The organism is Butyrivibrio sp. WCD3002 (assembly GCF_000424265.1).
In the GTDB taxonomy this organism is placed as follows: Bacteria; Bacillota; Clostridia; order Lachnospirales; family Lachnospiraceae; genus Butyrivibrio.
This window is the reverse complement of sequence record NZ_AUJO01000013.1, coordinates 111,771-129,195: the sequence shown is the minus strand read 5'-3', so window position 1 is coordinate 129,195 and position 17,425 is coordinate 111,771. Positions and strand designations below refer to the sequence as shown.

General features: G+C 42.2%; 12 protein-coding genes, 6 tRNA genes and 1 rRNA gene. 17 read left to right on the top strand and 2 right to left on the bottom strand.

The window, feature by feature from the left end:
- The 8 genes from G608_RS0112285 to G608_RS0112245 all read left to right on the top strand — a co-directional run.
- A 23S ribosomal RNA gene (locus G608_RS0112285) occupies positions 1–344 on the top strand; the annotation flags it as partial.
- A 78-nt stretch (positions 345–422) separates the two neighbouring features.
- Positions 423–496 (top strand) — tRNA-Asp (locus G608_RS0112275).
- Positions 497–520: 24 nt separating this feature from the next.
- Positions 521–593 (top strand) — tRNA-Val (locus tag G608_RS0112270).
- 27 nt (positions 594–620) lie between these two features.
- A tRNA-Thr gene (locus G608_RS0112265) sits at positions 621–693 on the top strand.
- A gap of 8 nt (positions 694–701) precedes the next feature.
- A tRNA-Tyr gene (locus G608_RS0112260) sits at positions 702–783 on the top strand.
- A 13-nt stretch (positions 784–796) separates the two neighbouring features.
- A tRNA-Met gene (locus G608_RS0112255) sits at positions 797–870 on the top strand.
- A gap of 9 nt (positions 871–879) precedes the next feature.
- Positions 880–952: transfer RNA gene (locus G608_RS0112250), tRNA-Phe, on the top strand.
- A gap of 189 nt (positions 953–1,141) precedes the next feature.
- Entirely contained in the window at positions 1,142–1,663 is a 522-nt protein-coding gene (locus tag G608_RS0112245) for an HD domain-containing protein (protein WP_051209275.1), read from the top strand.
- Between the two features lie 173 nt (positions 1,664–1,836).
- Here G608_RS0112245 and pckA read toward each other — a convergent pair whose 3' ends face one another.
- Entirely contained in the window at positions 1,837–3,450 is a 1,614-nt protein-coding gene (gene pckA / locus G608_RS0112240) for a phosphoenolpyruvate carboxykinase (ATP) (protein ID WP_026496279.1), read from the bottom strand.
- A gap of 192 nt (positions 3,451–3,642) precedes the next feature.
- Positions 3,643–4,650, bottom strand: coding sequence for a LacI family DNA-binding transcriptional regulator (locus G608_RS0112235; RefSeq protein WP_026496278.1), 1,008 nt, complete (start codon positions 4,648–4,650; stop codon positions 3,643–3,645).
- A 124-nt stretch (positions 4,651–4,774) separates the two neighbouring features.
- Here G608_RS0112235 and G608_RS0112230 point away from each other — a divergent pair, with 124 nt between their 5' ends.
- The 9 genes from G608_RS0112230 to G608_RS0112190 all read left to right on the top strand — a co-directional run bounded on the left by G608_RS0112230 (position 4,775) and on the right by G608_RS0112190 (position 17,362).
- A complete protein-coding gene (locus G608_RS0112230) occupies positions 4,775–6,163 on the top strand; it encodes an acyclic terpene utilization AtuA family protein (RefSeq protein ID WP_026496277.1) in 1,389 nt (462 codons plus the stop codon).
- Between the two features lie 64 nt (positions 6,164–6,227).
- Positions 6,228–6,620 carry an AtuA-related protein gene (locus tag G608_RS0112225; RefSeq protein ID WP_026496276.1) on the top strand — a complete coding sequence of 131 codons (393 nt, stop codon included), beginning with the start codon at positions 6,228–6,230 and terminating at the stop codon, positions 6,618–6,620.
- Positions 6,620–7,831 (top strand): CaiB/BaiF CoA transferase family protein, encoded by a 1,212-nt coding sequence (locus G608_RS0112220; RefSeq protein ID WP_242829388.1) that lies wholly within the window; start codon positions 6,620–6,622, stop codon positions 7,829–7,831. Before G608_RS0112225 ends, G608_RS0112220 begins: the two co-directional genes overlap by 1 nt.
- 74 nt (positions 7,832–7,905) lie before the next feature.
- Positions 7,906–9,597: a CocE/NonD family hydrolase gene (locus G608_RS21060; RefSeq protein ID WP_035795493.1), complete on the top strand. Its 1,692-nt coding sequence runs from the start codon at positions 7,906–7,908 to the stop codon at positions 9,595–9,597.
- A 128-nt stretch (positions 9,598–9,725) separates the two neighbouring features.
- Positions 9,726–11,711: a helix-turn-helix domain-containing protein gene (locus G608_RS0112210; protein WP_207637693.1), complete on the top strand. Its 1,986-nt coding sequence runs from the start codon at positions 9,726–9,728 to the stop codon at positions 11,709–11,711.
- Between the two features lie 339 nt (positions 11,712–12,050).
- The gene (locus tag G608_RS0112205) at positions 12,051–13,034 is read left to right on the top strand and encodes an ABC transporter permease (protein ID WP_026496273.1); all 984 of its coding nucleotides are present in this window, start codon (positions 12,051–12,053) and stop codon (positions 13,032–13,034) included.
- Positions 13,035–13,049: 15 nt separating this feature from the next.
- Positions 13,050–13,949: a carbohydrate ABC transporter permease gene (locus G608_RS0112200; RefSeq protein WP_026496272.1), complete on the top strand. Its 900-nt coding sequence runs from the start codon at positions 13,050–13,052 to the stop codon at positions 13,947–13,949.
- Between the two features lie 125 nt (positions 13,950–14,074).
- Positions 14,075–15,715, top strand: a complete 1,641-nt coding sequence (locus tag G608_RS0112195; protein WP_026496271.1) for an extracellular solute-binding protein — start codon at positions 14,075–14,077, stop codon at positions 15,713–15,715.
- 96 nt (positions 15,716–15,811) lie between these two features.
- Entirely contained in the window at positions 15,812–17,362 is a 1,551-nt protein-coding gene (locus G608_RS0112190; protein ID WP_196809800.1) for a carboxylesterase/lipase family protein, read from the top strand.
- Positions 17,363–17,425: the final 63 nt, after the last annotated feature.

Here is a 17,425-nt window from a genome sequence, read left to right as displayed (position 1 = left end):
CGCCCATTAAAGCGGTACGCGAGCTGGGTTCAGAACGTCGTGAGACAGTTCGGTCCCTATCCGGCGCGGGCGTAGGATATCTGAGAGGAGCTGTCCTTAGTACGAGAGGACCGGGATGGACGGACCGCTGGTGTATCAGCTGCATCGCCAGATGCATAAGGCTGGGTAGCCAAGTCCGGAAGGGATAAACGCTGAAGGCATCTAAGCGTGAAGCCCCCCTCAAGATGAGATATCCCTCCTTTGTGGAGTAAGACCCCTTAGAGACTATGAGGTAGATAGGCACAAGGTGTAAGCATGGTAACATGTTCAGCTGATGTGTACTAATAGGTCGAGGGCTTGTCCAATAGGATATAGAACAAAGAGATTTGGAATAAGATGGAATAATTCAGTGTTCGGTTTTGAAGGTACAACTTCAAGAATTTGGCCCGGTGGCTCAGCTGGTTAGAGCGCCGCCCTGTCACGGCGGAGGTCAGGGGTTCGAACCCCCTTCGGGTCGCTCAAAATTGAATAAATTTTGAATGGGGTCTTAGCTCAGCTGGGAGAGCATCTGCCTTACAAGCAGAGGGTCACAGGTTCGAGCCCTGTAGGCCCCACTATTTCAAAGATTTTCTTTGAGATAAGCCGATGTGGCTCAATTGGCAGAGCAGCTGATTTGTAATCAGCAGGTTAACGGTTCGAGTCCGCTCATCGGCTCTTTATATGGATGGCTTCCCGAGTGGCCAAAGGGGACAGACTGTAAATCTGCTGCAAATTGCTTCGGTGGTTCGAATCCACCGCCATCCATTTAACTTAATATCGCGGGGTGGAGCAGTCTGGAAGCTCGTCGGGCTCATAACCCGAAGGTCATAGGTTCAAATCCTGTCCCCGCTACTCACAAATGCCTAGATAGCTCAGTTGGTAGAGCAGAGGACTGAAAATCCTCGTGTCCTTGGTTCGATTCCGAGTCTAGGCATCTTTTTTTACCCTTTTTCGCTAAATTTTAATTTGATTTTTTTCCACACAGCTATATAATGAAAAAGTAATTTTATTGGTGTTTATTTGCAGGATAATTATAAGACTGCTTAGATCGGTAGCTTTCTAGTGACATTTGTTAGTGCAGATGCATCATGATATGATTTTTTCAGGAAGATATAAGTAAGTTATGACAAGAGAAGAAAAGAAAAAGCTTGCAAGGGAATTGCTTGAGAAGCATGGTAGTGAGATCCTGAATTCGCATTCTTTTTTAAAGTCCCATAAGTTTATACAGCATGGCGATATGTCTGTGTATGAGCATAGTGTTAATGTTGCAGAGAGAGCTGTTAGGATCAATCGTTTTTTACATGCTAAATGTAAAGAGAGAGATCTGGTCAGAGGAGCTTTATTACACGATTATTTCCTCTATGATTGGCATATAGACGGCAAAGATAAGGGAAATGTACATCCAAAGCTTCATGGCTTTTTTCACCCCTCTACGGCCCTTAAAAACGCATCCAGGGACTTCGTATTGACAGAGAGAGAGAAGGATATTATTAAGAAGCATATGTGGCCTCTTACGGTTGTTCCACCACTTTGCAGAGAAGCATGGGTCGTAACACTGGCTGATAAGTATTGTTCAGCTATGGAGACGATAGGCTTACATAAAGCCAGATTGAAGGCTAAATATATTGAATTGAATAATGATTAAGTATTATAAGAGGTTAGATATTTTCTGACCTCTTTTTTATTGTAGAAAGAAATAATAAAGTATCATAACTCTCTATATTTTAATGAGATGCATTAGCAAAAGATGATAAAAAAGGTGGCCACAAATCAATGTGACCACCTTTAATATCTTAATCAGATTTACTTTTCAAGGAATCAAAGCTTCGGGCCAGCTGCTACAAGAGCCTTACCAGCATCGTTTCCTTCATACTTCTTGAAGTTCTTTGTGAATCTCTCAGCAAGATCCTTAGCCTTAGCTTCCCACTCAGAAGCATCAGCGTATGTATCACGAGGATCAAGGATTGCAGGATCAACACCCGGAAGAGATGTAGGAACTTCGAAATCGAAGATCGGGATCTTCTTTGTCTCAGCCTTGTTTACATCGCCGTTAAGGATTGCATCGATGATTCCACGAGTATCCTTGATGGAGATACGCTTGCCTGTGCCGTTCCAACCTGTGTTAACAAGGTAAGCCTTAGCGCCAGACTTCTGCATCTTCTTAACAAGCTCTTCACCGTACTTTGTAGGATGAAGCTCAAGGAATGCCTGTCCGAAGCAAGCTGAGAATGTAGGTGTGGGCTCTGTGATTCCACGCTCTGTTCCTGCAAGCTTAGCTGTGAAGCCTGAAAGGAAGTAGTACTGTGTCTGCTCAGGTGTAAGGATAGATACAGGAGGAAGTACTCCGAATGCATCAGCTGAAAGAAAGATAACATTCTGAGCATCGGGACCGGCTGAAATCTTGTTAACCTTTGAAGCAATATTGCTGATGTGGTCGATAGGATATGATACACGAGTATTCTCTGTAACACTCTTATCTTCAAAGTCAATCTTGCCGTTAGCATCAACTGTTACGTTCTCAAGAAGAGCATTTCTCTTGATTGCGTTGTAGATGTCAGGCTCAGCATCCTTATCAAGACCGATAACCTTAGCATAGCAACCACCTTCGAAGTTGAATACGCCGTTGTCATCCCAACCGTGCTCGTCATCACCGATGAGGAGTCTCTTAGGATCTGTTGAAAGTGTTGTCTTACCTGTTCCGGAAAGACCGAAGAAGATAGCTGTGTTCTTACCTTCCATATCTGTGTTAGCAGAGCAGTGCATGGAAGCCATGCCCTTAAGAGGAAGGTAATAGTTCATCATTGAGAACATACCCTTCTTCATCTCGCCGCCGTACCATGTGTTGATGATAACCTGCTCACGGCTTGTGATATTGAAAGCTACACAAGTCTCAGAATTGAGACCGAGCTCCTGATAGTTTTCTACTTTAGCCTTTGATGCGTTGTAAACAACGAAGTCAGGCTCAAAGTTTGCAAGCTCTTCATCTGTAGGAACGATGAACATGTTCTTGATGAAGTGTGCCTGCCAAGCAACCTCAACGATGAAACGAACTGCCATACGTGAGTCTTTGTTAGCACCGCAGAAAGCATCAACTACGAAAAGTCTCTTGTCGCAGAGCTCTTTTTTAGCGATATCCTTAACAGTTGCCCAAACTTCCTCACTCATAGGATGGTTGTCGTTCTTATACTCGTCTGATGTCCACCAAACAGTATCCTTAGAATTAGCATCCATAACGATGTACTTATCTTTAGGAGAACGTCCTGTGTAGATACCTGTCATAACATTAACAGCACCGAGCTCTGTATCCTGTCCAACTTCATAGCCTTCAAGACCGGCCTTTTTCTCTTCTTCATAGAGAACTTCATAAGAAGGATTATGAACGATCTCAGTTGTGCCTGTAATGCCATACTGTGTTAAATTGATTTCTGCCATTTCTTTAACTCCTTTTCTTTTTCTATTTTGATAGCATATGATTACAAAGATCAATGCTAAACGCTCATACACTACATTATACAATATTCTGTTAGAAAAATAACAAAAAACATAGAAATTTTACAAATACTTTAAAAATAAGCCAAAATTGAAATATTGTATGCAAATTGCCGCATAGATTATGAAAATAATTCACACGGGAGAGCTTTTCCTTGAAATGTATTCAACATGGAATTGCTGTCTGTCCGGTGTAAGATCGAATTCGGTAATTGCACGGGCCACTCTGGTAAGGCATGCATCTGCCATCTCTTCAATGGGAAGCCCGACTACGGAAAGGGATGGGATAGCGTATTCTTCATGATCTTTAAGACCGTTACCTATACTGATGAGTTCCAGATCTTCAGGGATTTTTATTCCATTCTCGAAAAAACCTTTAAGGGCACCGAAAGCTATATTGTCTGAAGTACAAAGTACACAGTCGGGGAGTTCTTTCTTCTTACTTATCTCCAGCGCTCCCATGTAGCCACCGGCAAGGCTGTCCTGCACTTCAATTTTTCCAATATCAGTTATACCAAATTCATTCATTTTGAAACGAAAAACATTTTCTCTGATGTGCATACCGTTAAAGGTAGCAACTGAGCCTAGGATGCAGGGATGCTTTTTTTCATGTCTTGCAAAGACCTCTGCGGGAATGACACCGATCTCGTTGTCATCCATATTCACAGTTGGATATTTTTCGGAATATCTGTTGTAGAGAACAATCGGAATAGGAAAATCGTTGCTGTCCAGATATTCCATATCGTTCTCCGATGCATTACAGATAATTATTCCATTACTGCTGGTCAGCGTCCTTTGAGTGATAGCTTCTTTAAGGTGTGAAGTGTTGTAAGGGTTGATATTTAGTCCGTACTTATAACCATGCTTAATTATTGAAGACTGAAGGCCTGATAAAAATCTTGAAAGCGTATCCTGTCTTGCGGAAGCGTCCCAGAATATGGTGATAACCGGCATATTGGGCAGGTTACTTCTAAGAAGCTTTGACTGCATGTTGGGAGTGTATCCAAGCTTAACTGCAGCCTCCTGAACTTTTTTTATAGAAGACTCTGAAATATTTCTTTTCTTACCAAGTCCTCTAAGAACTATAGAAACTGTACTGGGTGACAGTTCTGTGTATTTTGCAATGTCTTTAATTGTAACCATAATAAAAATCCTTTAGTCAAACGATGTACTATTGACATTATACACTAAATAGGTTTATATTCAATATACTAGTACAACGTTGTAGTAATTATTTACTATCTGAATTTTATCAGGAGGCTACGAAATGAAGAAAATAGCAATCGGCGGAGGTCAGGGATTTTGGGGTGATTCTCCGGATGCAGCAATACATATGATCAGAAAAGCTGATATACAGTATCTGGCTTGCGACTATCTTGCAGAGCTCACACTGTCTATCATGGCAAGACAGAAGATAAAGGATCCCACAAAGGGCTTTGCGCCTGATTTTGTAACAAGGCTCCTTAAGGAAGCCGGAAGAGAGGCTTTTGAAAAAAAGATAAGGATTGTTACAAATGCAGGTGGAATGAATGTTCAGGGCTGTGTTGATTCCATTAAGAGCTGGGCTGAGGCTGAGAACTTAAAGGGATATAAGATAGGTTATGTGACAGGAGATGATATTAAGGATAAGATACCTCAGCTTATTGCAGACGGATGGGAATTTCCCTCAATGGACACTGCAGGAAGCAATGACACAAGCGGTGTTCGCTTTGAAGATATAAAGGATAAGATTTACAACTGTAACGCATACATCGGTCACGAGCAGATTCAGAAGGCCATCGCAGATGGTGCAGATACGGTTATAACAGGTAGAGCAGCAGATTCAGCACTTTTCCTTGCACCTTTTGCTCATGAGTTTGGATGGGCAGATGATGACTGGGATAACCTTGCAAGAGGTATTATGGCAGGTCATCTTCTTGAGTGCGGCGGTCAGGGTGCCGGCGGTAACTTCATGTATGACTGGAGATCCGTTCCTGATATGGAACATCTTGGATTCCCCATTGCTGAGATTACAGAGGATACCTTCGAGATTACAAAGGCACCTGATTGTGGCGGACTTATTACTGAGCAGAGTGTTAAGGAACAGTTCTTATATGAAGTTCTTGATCCTGCTAATTACTACACACCTGATGTTAATGTTGATATTAGTCATGCTACTGTTACTCAGAAGGGTGAGAACAGAGTATCAGTTGGAGGCATAAAGGGTAATGAAAGACCTGATACCATAAAGCTTTGCGTTGGATATCACAAGGGCTGGAAGACGGTTTCAATGCTGTCCTTTGCTTGGCCGGATGCCTATGAGAAGGCTAGATACTGTGCAGATGTGATCATGAAGAAGATGCAGGAGAGAGGTATGAAGGCAGATGATGTGCATATCAGCTTCATCGGTCTTGATTCACTTCATCTTGGAGTTGCTGATAAGAGTCCTGAGACCATCGCAAGACTTAATGAATGCGTAATGAGAATCGCAGTATTCTCAGAGGATAAGGCTGAATGCGCTAAGATCATTCCGGAAATCAGCCCGCTTCAGCTTAACGGTCCTCAGGGAGCATCCTTCTTTGGAGGAAGAGCTCATGTTCAGGAGGTTATGGCACTTTATCCTACAGTTATTCCAAGAGATGCACTTAAGGTTGAGAGTCACATTCTTACAGTATAAGTTGGTAGCATTTTTGAACCCCGAGGTTCAGGAATGGATTTTTAGTGAAAATTAGGAGGTCATCATGCCCAGAATATATTTATATGATATCGCACACGGAAGAAGCGGCGATAAGGGAGATACCAGTAATGTTTGTGTTTTTGCAAGAAAACCTGAATATTACGACATAATCTTAAGGGAAGCAACACCTGAGAATTTGAAGAACTATTTTGGTGATATGGTAAAGGGCGATATCACAAGATATGAGGTTGCATCCTTAAACGGAATGAATTTTGTCATGCACCACGCACTTGGCGGCGGCGCTACAATGAGCCTTAGACTTGACTCCCTTGGAAAATCCATGGGCTCAGCAGTTATGAGAATGAAGATAAACGTTTCAAAGGAAGAACTTGAGAGTTTGCTTGAAAGCGGAGTTAAGCTTATGCCCTTCGAGGATCCTTATGCGGAGGAAAAGTAATGGAACAGGCTTTAAATATGGGCGGACAAGCACTTGAGGATGTTCGCGTCCTTGATCTTACAAGAGTTGTGGCAGGACCTTATGGCGGATCGATTCTTGGAGATTTTGGAGCAGATGTAATTAAAATTGAGGTTCCGGGAAAAGGTGATGATGCCAGAGGCTACGCACCTTACAGAAACGGCGAGAGCATGTATTATGCCAATCTTAACAGGAACAAAAGAGGAATCACCTTAAATCTTAAGAGTGATGAAGGAAAAGAGATTTTTAAGAAGCTTGTTGCCAAGGCAGATGTACTTCTTGAAAATTACAGACCCGGTGTCATGGAAAAGCTTGGTCTTGGATATGATGTATTAAAGGAAATAAATCCAAGACTCATCTATGCAGCATGCTCCGGCTTTGGAAGCTATGGAAGATACAGCCAGCGTCCCGGATACGACATTATTTCCCAGGGAATGGGCGGACTTATGTCTGTTACGGGTATTCCGGGCGGTGAGCCCACAAGATCAGGTAATGCCATGGGTGATATCCTTGGCGGAATGAATATGATAATGGGCGTACTTATGGCACTTCATGCAAGAGAGCGCACCGGACTTGGCCAAAGAGTGGATGTTTCACTTGTTGATTCTGTGGTAGCGAGTCTTGAGAATGCGTATATCAGATATTTTGACTCGGGAAAAATCCCTGTAAGAAATGGTAACGCATATGCGTCAATTGCACCTTATGACACATATCATGCAAAGGACGGATTTGTTGTTATCGCCTGCGGTAATCAGAAGCTTTACGAGAAATTCTGTAAGCTCATAGACAGAGAAGATATGATAACTGACGAGCGATTCCTTACTGTTCCTCTTCGTGTGAAGAACAATCTGATTCAGAAGGCAGAGATAGAGAAGTGGACAATGGAGAGGACTGTCAGTGAGATAGTTGATATTATTCTTGGGGCAGGTATTCCTGCAGGTCCTATCTTTGATGTTAAGCAGATTACTGAAGATGAGCATATTTGTAAAGACAGAGAGATGTTTATCGATGTTGATCATCCGGTTATCGGACCTATGAAGGTAAATGGTAATCCCATTAAGCTTATGGATATGATGCCAAGAATTAATCGTCCGGCTCCCACACTTGGACAGGACAATGACAGCATTTTAAAGGATGTGCTGGGCTATTCAGAGGAAGAAATTGCTGCTTTTAAGGAAGCAGGTACAATCTGATATATTTAATTTCCGGAGCATGTATCCGGACGGTTAGCCAGATATAAACCAGCGATTATATAGGAGAATGAACCATGGCATTAGATAAGGCAGCAATTGAAGAGATGATAAGACAGTATATGGAGAAGCAGAAGAAGCTTCTTTGCAACATCCCACTTGATATAGTGGCAGAAGAAGGCGAACTTGAAGAGGTCATGGTTCCTTCAGAAGATGGAAAAAAGCTGAAAACATGGTTCTTTTTCCCTAAAAATATGGAATATCCTCTTCCCTGCATAGCGGTTAGATGTTGCTATGTAGATCAGGAGGAATTACTGAAGCTTAAGGCAAGGGAGTTTAATAAAAGGGGCTTTGCCTTTGCAGTCCAGTGGTGCCGCGGTATACATGGTTCTGAAGGAGAGTGGGTTCCTAACATAAATGAGAGAAGAGACGGTCTTTCCTTTATGAACGCGCTCCAGGAAGATGACAGGATCGAGAGTGTAGGTTATTGGGGAGATTCCTACCTTGCACTTACGGGATGGTGCATGGCTGATGCTGTTCCGTCCAAGGTTAAGACAATGTATCTTGGAGTTTATGGCTGCTTTAGACACACCTCTGCATATAAGGATGGTATGTTCAGACAGGATATCCTGACGGACTGGGCCATGAATAATGCGGGAGTCCCGATTAGCGCAGATTATCTGGAAAGTGCAGCCTATATGCCGCAGGCAGAGGTAGATGAGAAGCTTTGGGGCGTAAAGCTCGACTGGTATAGGGACTGGATTACCCACACAGACAGAAATGATCCCTATTGGGAAGAGGGCTTCTGGGGAATGCTTAAGGAAATTCCGAAAAAGGTGAAGATACCCGTATGCGTTAGAGAGGGATGGTATGACCATCATCTTGGCAGCGCTATTGAGACCTGGGAAGCTCTTAGTGATGAGACCAAGGCCATCAGCAGAATAGAGATCGGTCCATGGAATCATGGGTATGCAAATTGTATAGATCATCAAACAACAGATCACGTAGGAGAAGATGCCTTTTCATCACCTGCTCTCTGGTTTGATGAGGTACTTAGAAAAAATAAGACTACTTCAGAGAATGTAAGATTATATGAAGTAGGTGCAGATAAATGGGAATATCCTAAGGAGTTCCCGGTTAGAACAAATAAAGTTAAGAGCTTTTATCTTGATAAGGATAAAAAGCTATGTAACGAAATGGTAACGGATGCTGGAGAATGCTCTTTTGTATATGATCCAAAGAATCCGGTTATGGTCTGCGGAGCAGAGTCAACCTTCCATTCAATGATGGAAAACGGATCACACCTGCAAAAAGAAGCGGACCATCGAAGCGATGTAATTAGCTTTGTTTCAGATAAACTGGAAGATGAGATACATGTGCTTGGGCAGATCAACGTAAAACTCCATGTATCATCAGATGCAGAGGATACAGCCTTCTATGTAAAAGTAATTGAGGAATTTGAAGATAAAAAGAGTTATAATGTTAGAGGTAGCATTACCACTTTGGCATATAGAAATGATGCTGATGCAAGACTTAGCTATGAGCCGGGAGAGGTATGCGAAGTCAATATAAAGCTCTGGGACATCGATTGGTGTTTTCAAAAGGGCAGCAGGATCAGACTTGATATAACATCATCGAATTTCCCTGAATACAGTATACATTCAAACAACGCCGGAGTATGGTCACTTCAGAAGGATCAGAAAAAGGCAAAACAGACAATTTATACAGGCAAAGAAAGGGCCTCTGTCCTTGAGTTGCCCATAGCATAACTATTTTACTAGAAAAAGATGGGAGAACTTGAATGTTTGGGAGACTCTCAAAATATTTGAAGCACCGCCCAATACTACGAAGATGGATTTTAGTAGGGCTGGCTATTGTTTTACTCACCGGTGTGGGTATGATAGGGTCAGCCTTCTTTTTGGTGCATAAATTGTATGCCAAGGAGGAGTCTCTTCAGGAGGAGCTTCTTCGTGAACAGGTGGCATCAATAGAGAACATCTGTGAAGAGGTAGTGCTTGGAGCACAGACCTTTATAACCTATAATCTGGTTCAGATTGCGGCGAAAAAGCATGATGAAAATCTGGAAGACAAGATGCGTCTTTCTGAGATAGCGGATCTGATGGATGAATATGGTGCGGTCCATAAAGTATTTGGAAAAATGTTTTTATTTTTGCCAAAGAATAATCCATCAGTTCTCACCAAAGAAGAATTTATCAACATCAGTGATAATATAAACAGCGTTCAGGGCCTTGGTCTTACAGCTGAGGATATGCAGATTTTGTACAACGATGCGCTGTACAGTAAGTTTAAGATTGCAGGATCAGGCAGTGAGAAGCGCCTTTTTTACTCTATGTCCACACAGTACGCAGCTCCTTTTGAGGAGCAGGATGCGGTTCTTCTTATAGAGATAGATAAGACCAAAATGAAGGAAGCAATTAATGACAATTACCATTTTTTGCTTATTTCAGAGGATGATGAATATTTAGAGTTTGGCTATGGTAGTCTTGATGAAGAGATGATTGCTGAGTGCATAGCTTCTATAGAAAAGCACATAGTTGATAATAAGGTGATATATCCATTTGCTTTGGGCCCTTATGGCCTTAGGATGGTAGCGGTTCATGATACAGGACTTGCGGTTAATGCAATAAAACCCTTCGTTATCGGGGTAATTGTTTATGGCTTTGCTCTTATTTTACTTGTTGGTATTTTTGTTACCCATCTTCTGAGAGTTCAGTACAGGCCAATAGAATCGCTTATTGATTTCATGGACAAATACGAGACCACAAGATCTGCTGATGACTCTGAATTAAATGATGATGAGTTCAAACGTATTGAAATGGGAATCAGTAAGTCAATTAATAGCATTCAGATGTTGCAGGTATCGCAGAAGGAGCTTGATAAATTCAAAAATGATAACGAAACAAGGCTTATCAGACTTTTGACTTACGGAACAGATATCTTATCCGAGGATGATGGTGATGGCAACAGATATCTGGTAGTCAGCTATGATATCGATAACCCTACTGAAACTCCAATGGATCAGAAGGAGAGAGATCAGGTATGGTTTATCATTCACAATGTATCGGAAGAGCTTATTGGGAAAGAGAATCTGCTAATTACAGGCGGCCTGGCTCACTGGTTTTACAATATTGTTGAACTTGGAGGACAGGATGAACTGTCACTTCCGGATCTTACTGATAAACTGAATACTGTATGCAGTTTTATCAGAGAGAAGTTTAATATAGCTCTTGTGGCGAACATTTCGGACATTCATCATGGTAAAAAAGGAATCCCCACAGCAAACAGAGAGGCAATGCTGGTAAGAGAGTATCGCATTTATGTGGGTACACTTCCAAATGTGGCTTTTTATAAAGAGCTATCTCTTGATGATGAAGCAAAAGCAACCCTGACAAGCTGGGATCAGATGGAGCAGGTTCAGAACCTTTACCGTATGCACAGGGGTATTGAAGCTCAGAGTATGCTTGATAATATCGTAAGTGCTGCTGTTGAGAGTAGCAAAGGCACTGATAATGTAGATGAATCCGAGAAGGAAAACAGCGGAAAGAGCATGCAGCTGGTCGAAAAGGCCAAGGAATTCGTTGATAAGCAGTATTCCGATAAAGATATGAACGTTAACAGTGTAGCAAACGAACTAAATGTTAATAATTCTTATCTTTCAAGAACCTTTAAGCAGATATATGGAATAGGAATGCTTGAGTATATCAATAATGTCAGACTTGAAAATGCCGAAATATTAATGGCGGATGGAATGACAGTTAAGGACGCTGCTGACAAGGTTGGATTTACAACACCAAGACCTTTGATAAGATGTTTTAGAGAAAAACATGGAACCACACCGGGAGATTTTTATAAGAGTAAATAATAGAATTATTAGATAAATTTATTCCCAAAAGTAAATAATTAAGATGTATTTATAATCGGAAATGCGTATAAGCATTTCCGATTTTTTATTATAAAATTTCTATAAACTACTATTTTTTTCCCTAGTAAAAAATTGTACATTCAGCTTGAAATATCGATAAATACTGGGCTTTTCAAGAGCAATATTTTGGAACATAGCACATTTCTTACATAAAGACAAAAATAGTACCCCGACGTAAAAAAGCGGTTCTTTCAATGTAATTAGTACAACGATATACTAAACTCACACAAGGCAAACAGCTGCATAGGGAGCAGCCAAAAGAAAAAGGAGAAGGAAGGAATGGAGCAAAAAGTGACAAAAGAAAAGCCGGTAATTCCGGCAACGGGGTATGCAGAGCATGCCGGCTTTGCAGGATTCTTACATAATCTAAAGATAGATTTCCTGCGAAACAAAGTAATCTATATTATGTGCATACCGATTGTGGTATGGTACATCATCTTCCATTATATACCGATGGCCGGTATAGTAATGGCATTTCAAAAATACACACCGGCACTTGGAATATCAGGTAGCCCTTGGGTAGGATTGGACAACTTCGTAAGATTTTTCACGGGACCTTATTTTGGAAGACTTCTTAGAAATACAACCGTCATCGGTGTACTGGATGTAATCTTCGGATTCCCGGCACCAATTATTTTCGCATTGCTTCTTAATGAAGTAAGAGGAAAACTCTATAAGAAAACAATTCAGACAGTTTCTTATATGCCCTACTTCATATCAATGGTTGTTGTCTGCGGTCTTATCGTAGACTTCACACAGAGCGGCGGACTTATTTCTAATGTAGTAGCAAAGCTTACAGGCACAACAGTAGAGAATCTTTTAGCTAACCCTTCAAACTATTGGGCAATACATATTGCTTCCAATATATGGCAGGGAATGGGATATGGATCAATCATCTATATCGCAGCACTTGCAAGTGTTGACCAGGAGCTTTATGAGGCAGCAGTTCTTGATGGTGCATCAAGATGGCAGAGATGTATACACATCACAATCCCGTCAATTATGCCTACAATCATGATCATGCTTATCCTGAGAATGGGTTCAATCCTGCAGGTCGGCGCAGACAAGATCCTGCTTTTGTACACACCTGCAACATATGAGACAGCGGATGTTATCAGTACTTACATTTACAGATGTGGTCTTCAGCAGTATGATTACGGTTTTTCAACTGCAGTAGGTCTTTTCAACTCAATAATTGGAACTGCATTCCTGCTTACAACTAATGCAATTTCAAGGAAATTCACAGAGTCAAGCCTGTTCTGATCGGAGGAAATAGAAATGGTAGTAAAAAAGACAGTAGGAGATTATATATTTGATTCCATCAATCATATTCTCCTTGCATTCATAGCTTTTCTGTGTGTGGTTCCCATCATACATGTATGCTTTGCATCAATTTCAGAACCCGCACTTGTTGATAAGGCTACAAGCTTTATACTTTGGCCTTTAGGTAAACCTTCACTTAATGCATACAGAATCATCATGCGTTACAAGAACATCTGGATCGGCTACAAAAACACAATCCTTTATGTAGTAGCCCAGTGCCTCATAACCAGCGTGCTTTCAGTTATCGCAGGTTACATCACTTCCAGAAAGAGATTTCGTTACAGAAACGCACTTATGATGTTCCTTGCATTCACAATGCTGTTTAACGGCGGAATGATCCCTACTTATATGGTAGTAAACAAGTTGGGTCTTTTGAATACAAGAGCTGCACTTTTGATTCCGCAGGCCATGGGTGTTTTCTATATCATCATTATGAGAACAGCCATTCAGGCAATACCGGATTCTCTTGAAGAATCTGCAAGAATAGACGGAGCAGGGGAGTTGACCATCATGTTTAAGATCATCCTTCCTTTGTGTAAAGCGACCTTTGCAGTAATCATTCTGTTTATCGCTGTTGGTAAGTGGAATGAGTGGTTTTCAGCTCTCCTGTATCTGCCTACTGCAAGAGATAAATATCCTCTTCAGATGTTCATGAGAGAGATTTTGATTTCTGCGCAGAACTCCACAAGCTCGGTTACAGCAAATGCGGGCGACCTTATGGATAATGCTCAGATGTATAAGACACTGGTTAAATACGGATCAATCGTAGTTTCAACACTTCCGATCCTTGCTATTTATCCCTTCGTTCAGAAGTACTTTGTAACCGGTGTTATGGTTGGATCAGTAAAGGGTTGAGAAGGCCTAGAGAGATGTTTTCGAGCTTGGCCAGAGCATGTTCTGGCTAGGGCTTTAGCCCGAGAGCAGAACTTAATTAGTGGTATCAATTAAAAATGATATAAATGAAAGAGAGGTAATTTTTAATGAAAAAGAAGGTATTGGCAGTAATGCTGACAGCAGCAATGCTTGCAGGAACTATCGCAGGCTGCGGCAACAAGGGAGGCGACAGCGCAGGTACAGATTCCGCAAGTTCAGGAGATGCAGCTGCTACAGCAGAGGCAGGCGAATGGAACTGGCCCCTTTCCGAGAAAAAGGAGCTTAGTATCTGGATCGTTTGGAGTAACGACTATGTAGAGAATCCTAACGAACTTAAAGCTATCCAGAAAATGGAAGAAGAGACAAACGTACATGTTAACTGGCAGGTAGTTGACGCTGCATCCGCTCAGGAGCAGTTCGGTCTTATGCTTGCATCAGGTGAGTATCCGGATATCATCCGTGACTGCGGAACATACTATCCCGGCGGAACAGAGAAGGGTGTACAGGACGGCGTTCTCTTAGACCTTACAGATTATGTTGACAAATATATGCCTACATATCAGGCACTTCGTAAGAGCAACGAGCAGCTCGAGAAGGATACTGTAACTGATGAAGGTAAGATTGTTGGAACACGTACAATCGCATCTTACTTCGGTGATGTAAGAGGTGAGAGAGTTTGGGCAGGTATGGCACTTCGTGGTGACTGGCTTAACGACCTTGGCCTTGAGGTACCCAGAACTATTGATCAGTGGGAAACAGTTCTTACAGCATTCAAGGAGAACTATCCTGAGTGTGAAGCACCTCTTATGATCGGTACAAACGGTTACGACTACTTCAGCCACTTCCTTTCAGCTTATGGCTGCCTTGGTGAGTTCTACAAGGATGGCGACACAGTTAAGTATGGCCCTCTTGAAGATGGTTACAAGCAGTGGCTTACACTCTTCCATGATTGGTATCAGAAGGGACTTATCGATCCTAACTTCATGACAAACGCAGCCGACATCATGTCTCCTGCAGATTACATGGGCACAGGCAAGGCTGGCGCAGGTATTCAGCTTTGGGGTATGACAGCAGACGTATTTAAGCAGCAGGGTTACAACACAGATGAGGACTTCAATATCGTAGCTACATCTGCTCCTGTTCTTAAGGAAGGTGACACACCTGAAATCGGTTTTGCTACATCTGATCTTGTTAAAGAAGAAGTTGCTATTTCTACATCTTGCAAGGATGTTGAGCTTGCATGCAGATACCTTGACTACTGGTATTCACAGGATGCTATGATGCTTGATTCACTTGGTATCGAAGGCGAGTCTTACACAAAGGATGGCGACACATATCACCTTACAGACGCTATGCAGCAGATGGTTGATGAGGGTAAGGTTAACACACTTTCAGAGGCTGTTTACACATATTCACTTGGAACATCTGACTTCGGTCTTTACAACTGGGGTATGTTCGATCCTATCTACGAAGGAAATGCAGCACTTGATGCTTACGATGAGTTCGATAAGGACAAGTTCGACCTTATGCTTCCTTCCTGTATGACTCTTACAGATGCTGAGAACTCTGAGTATGTAACACTTTACACAGATATCCAGACACTTGTTCAGGAGAACACAGTTAAGTTCATCACAGGCGAGCAGTCACTTGATGACTACGATGCATTCGTAGAGCAGCTTAAGACCTACAACATCGATCGTTGCATCGAGCTTAAGCAGGCAGCACTTGATCGTTACAACGCTCGTTAATCTTTAAAGAAACAGAGAAGGTATTTAACAATATAGGGTAGGGGGATGATCATTATCCCCCTACCCAATTAATTACAGAAAAGTGGGGACATAATAATGAAATTTTTTAAACAGGATGAATCAACAATCGTAAGTACAAAGGCCGGAAAACTTCAGGGATATTTCTATGACGGTACTTACATTTTTAAGGGCGTACATTACGCAGAAGCAGAGCGTTTCTGTCAGCCTACAGAGGTAGAGCCCTGGGAAGGCATCAAGGATGCAACTTCTTTCGGAATGGTTTGCCCTCTTATGCAGCAGGATACACCCAGAGGAGAGCTGATGGTTCCTCATGCATACTGGCCTCAGGATGAGCACTGCCAGAACCTTAACATCTGGTCAACAAAGCTTTGCAAAGAAGCTAAGAAGCCAGTAATGGTATGGCTTCACGGTGGCGGATTCTTTGCAGGTTCTTCTATAGAGCAGCTCTGCTATGACGGAGCAGCAATGGCTAAGGAAGGCGACGTAGTAGTTGTTACAATCAATCACCGTCTCAACCTCCTTGGATACCTTGATCTTTCTCCTTTTGGTGAAAAGTACAAGAATTCCGGAAACTGCGGTAACGCAGATATGGTAGCAGCCCTTAAATGGGTTAAAGAAAACATCGCAGCTTTCGGCGGCGATCCCGACAACGTTACAATCTTTGGTCAGTCTGGTGGCGGTATGAAAGTTACCTCTCTTATGCAGACACCTGAAGCTGACGGACTTTTCCACAAAGGTATTGTAATGAGCGGAGTACTCGGCAAAGACTTTATGGATACAGGAAAGGGTGATGGCAGACCGATCGTTACAGCTATGCTTAAAGAACTTGGACTATCTGAGAACGACGTTGAAAAGCTTGAGACCCTTCCTTATCCGGCTCTTTGCGAGGCTTATGGCAAAGTAGTTGAGGATATCAAGAAGCAGGGACTTTACACAGGTATGTCACCTATGATCAATGACTGGTATAAGGGTGAGCCTCAGTTCGTAGGATTCACAGAGAATTCCAAGAAGATCCCGCTTATGATCGGTAGTGTATTTGGCGAATTCGCATTCATGCCTCTTACATTCGATAAGACAAAGATGACTGAAGAAGAGATGAGAGCAAAGGTTGCAGAGACCTTTGGTGATCAGGCAGATGAGCTCATTGAGAAGTTCAAGGCAGCTTATCCTGATAAGAAGATTGTTGATCTTATTTCTTATGACTCAATCTTCCGTGCGCCTACTAGAGTACTCATTGAGGAAGCAAGTAAGAGAACAGAAGCACCTGTTTACTCTTATGTATTTGCTCTTGAGTTCCCGATTCAGCACAACAAGCCCGCTTGGCACTGCTCAGATATTGCATTCTTCTTCCACAATATCGATCTCGTACCTGTAGCAAACGTACCCGGCGTATCCGATAAGCTTCAGGAGCAGATCTTCAAGGCAGTAATGAACTTTGCAAGAACAGGCGATCCTAACCACGAAGAGCTTCCTACATGGGATGCATCCAAGCCCGGTGATGAAGCTACAATGATCTTCGACAGAACCTGCGAGTGTAAGCACAACTTTGATGCAGAGCTCGTAAAGCTTCATTCAAGCATTATTCCGAAGTTTATGTTCGGCGGAGATGTTGAAATTCAGCACTAATTCATATCTTAAAATATAGTCATGACAGGCAGCTGCGTATGTAGCTGCCTGTTTTTATGATAA

Coding starts and splice junctions, on each gene's coding strand:
- G608_RS0112195 (WP_026496271.1), top strand. CDS start 14,075: ATGAAAAAGAAGGTATTGGCAGTAATGCTGACAGCAGCAATGCTTGCA.
- pckA (WP_026496279.1), bottom strand. CDS start 3,450: ATGGCAGAAATCAATTTAACACAGTATGGCATTACAGGCACAACTGAG.
- G608_RS0112220 (WP_242829388.1), top strand. CDS start 6,620: ATGGAACAGGCTTTAAATATGGGCGGACAAGCACTTGAGGATGTTCGC.
- G608_RS0112245 (WP_051209275.1), top strand. CDS start 1,142: ATGACAAGAGAAGAAAAGAAAAAGCTTGCAAGGGAATTGCTTGAGAAG.
- G608_RS0112190 (WP_196809800.1), top strand. CDS start 15,812: ATGAAATTTTTTAAACAGGATGAATCAACAATCGTAAGTACAAAGGCC.
- G608_RS0112205 (WP_026496273.1), top strand. CDS start 12,051: ATGGAGCAAAAAGTGACAAAAGAAAAGCCGGTAATTCCGGCAACGGGG.
- G608_RS0112230 (WP_026496277.1), top strand. CDS start 4,775: ATGAAGAAAATAGCAATCGGCGGAGGTCAGGGATTTTGGGGTGATTCT.
- G608_RS0112200 (WP_026496272.1), top strand. CDS start 13,050: ATGGTAGTAAAAAAGACAGTAGGAGATTATATATTTGATTCCATCAAT.
- G608_RS0112235 (WP_026496278.1), bottom strand. CDS start 4,650: ATGGTTACAATTAAAGACATTGCAAAATACACAGAACTGTCACCCAGT.
- G608_RS21060 (WP_035795493.1), top strand. CDS start 7,906: ATGGCATTAGATAAGGCAGCAATTGAAGAGATGATAAGACAGTATATG.
- G608_RS0112225 (WP_026496276.1), top strand. CDS start 6,228: ATGCCCAGAATATATTTATATGATATCGCACACGGAAGAAGCGGCGAT.
- G608_RS0112210 (WP_207637693.1), top strand. CDS start 9,726: ATGATAGGGTCAGCCTTCTTTTTGGTGCATAAATTGTATGCCAAGGAG.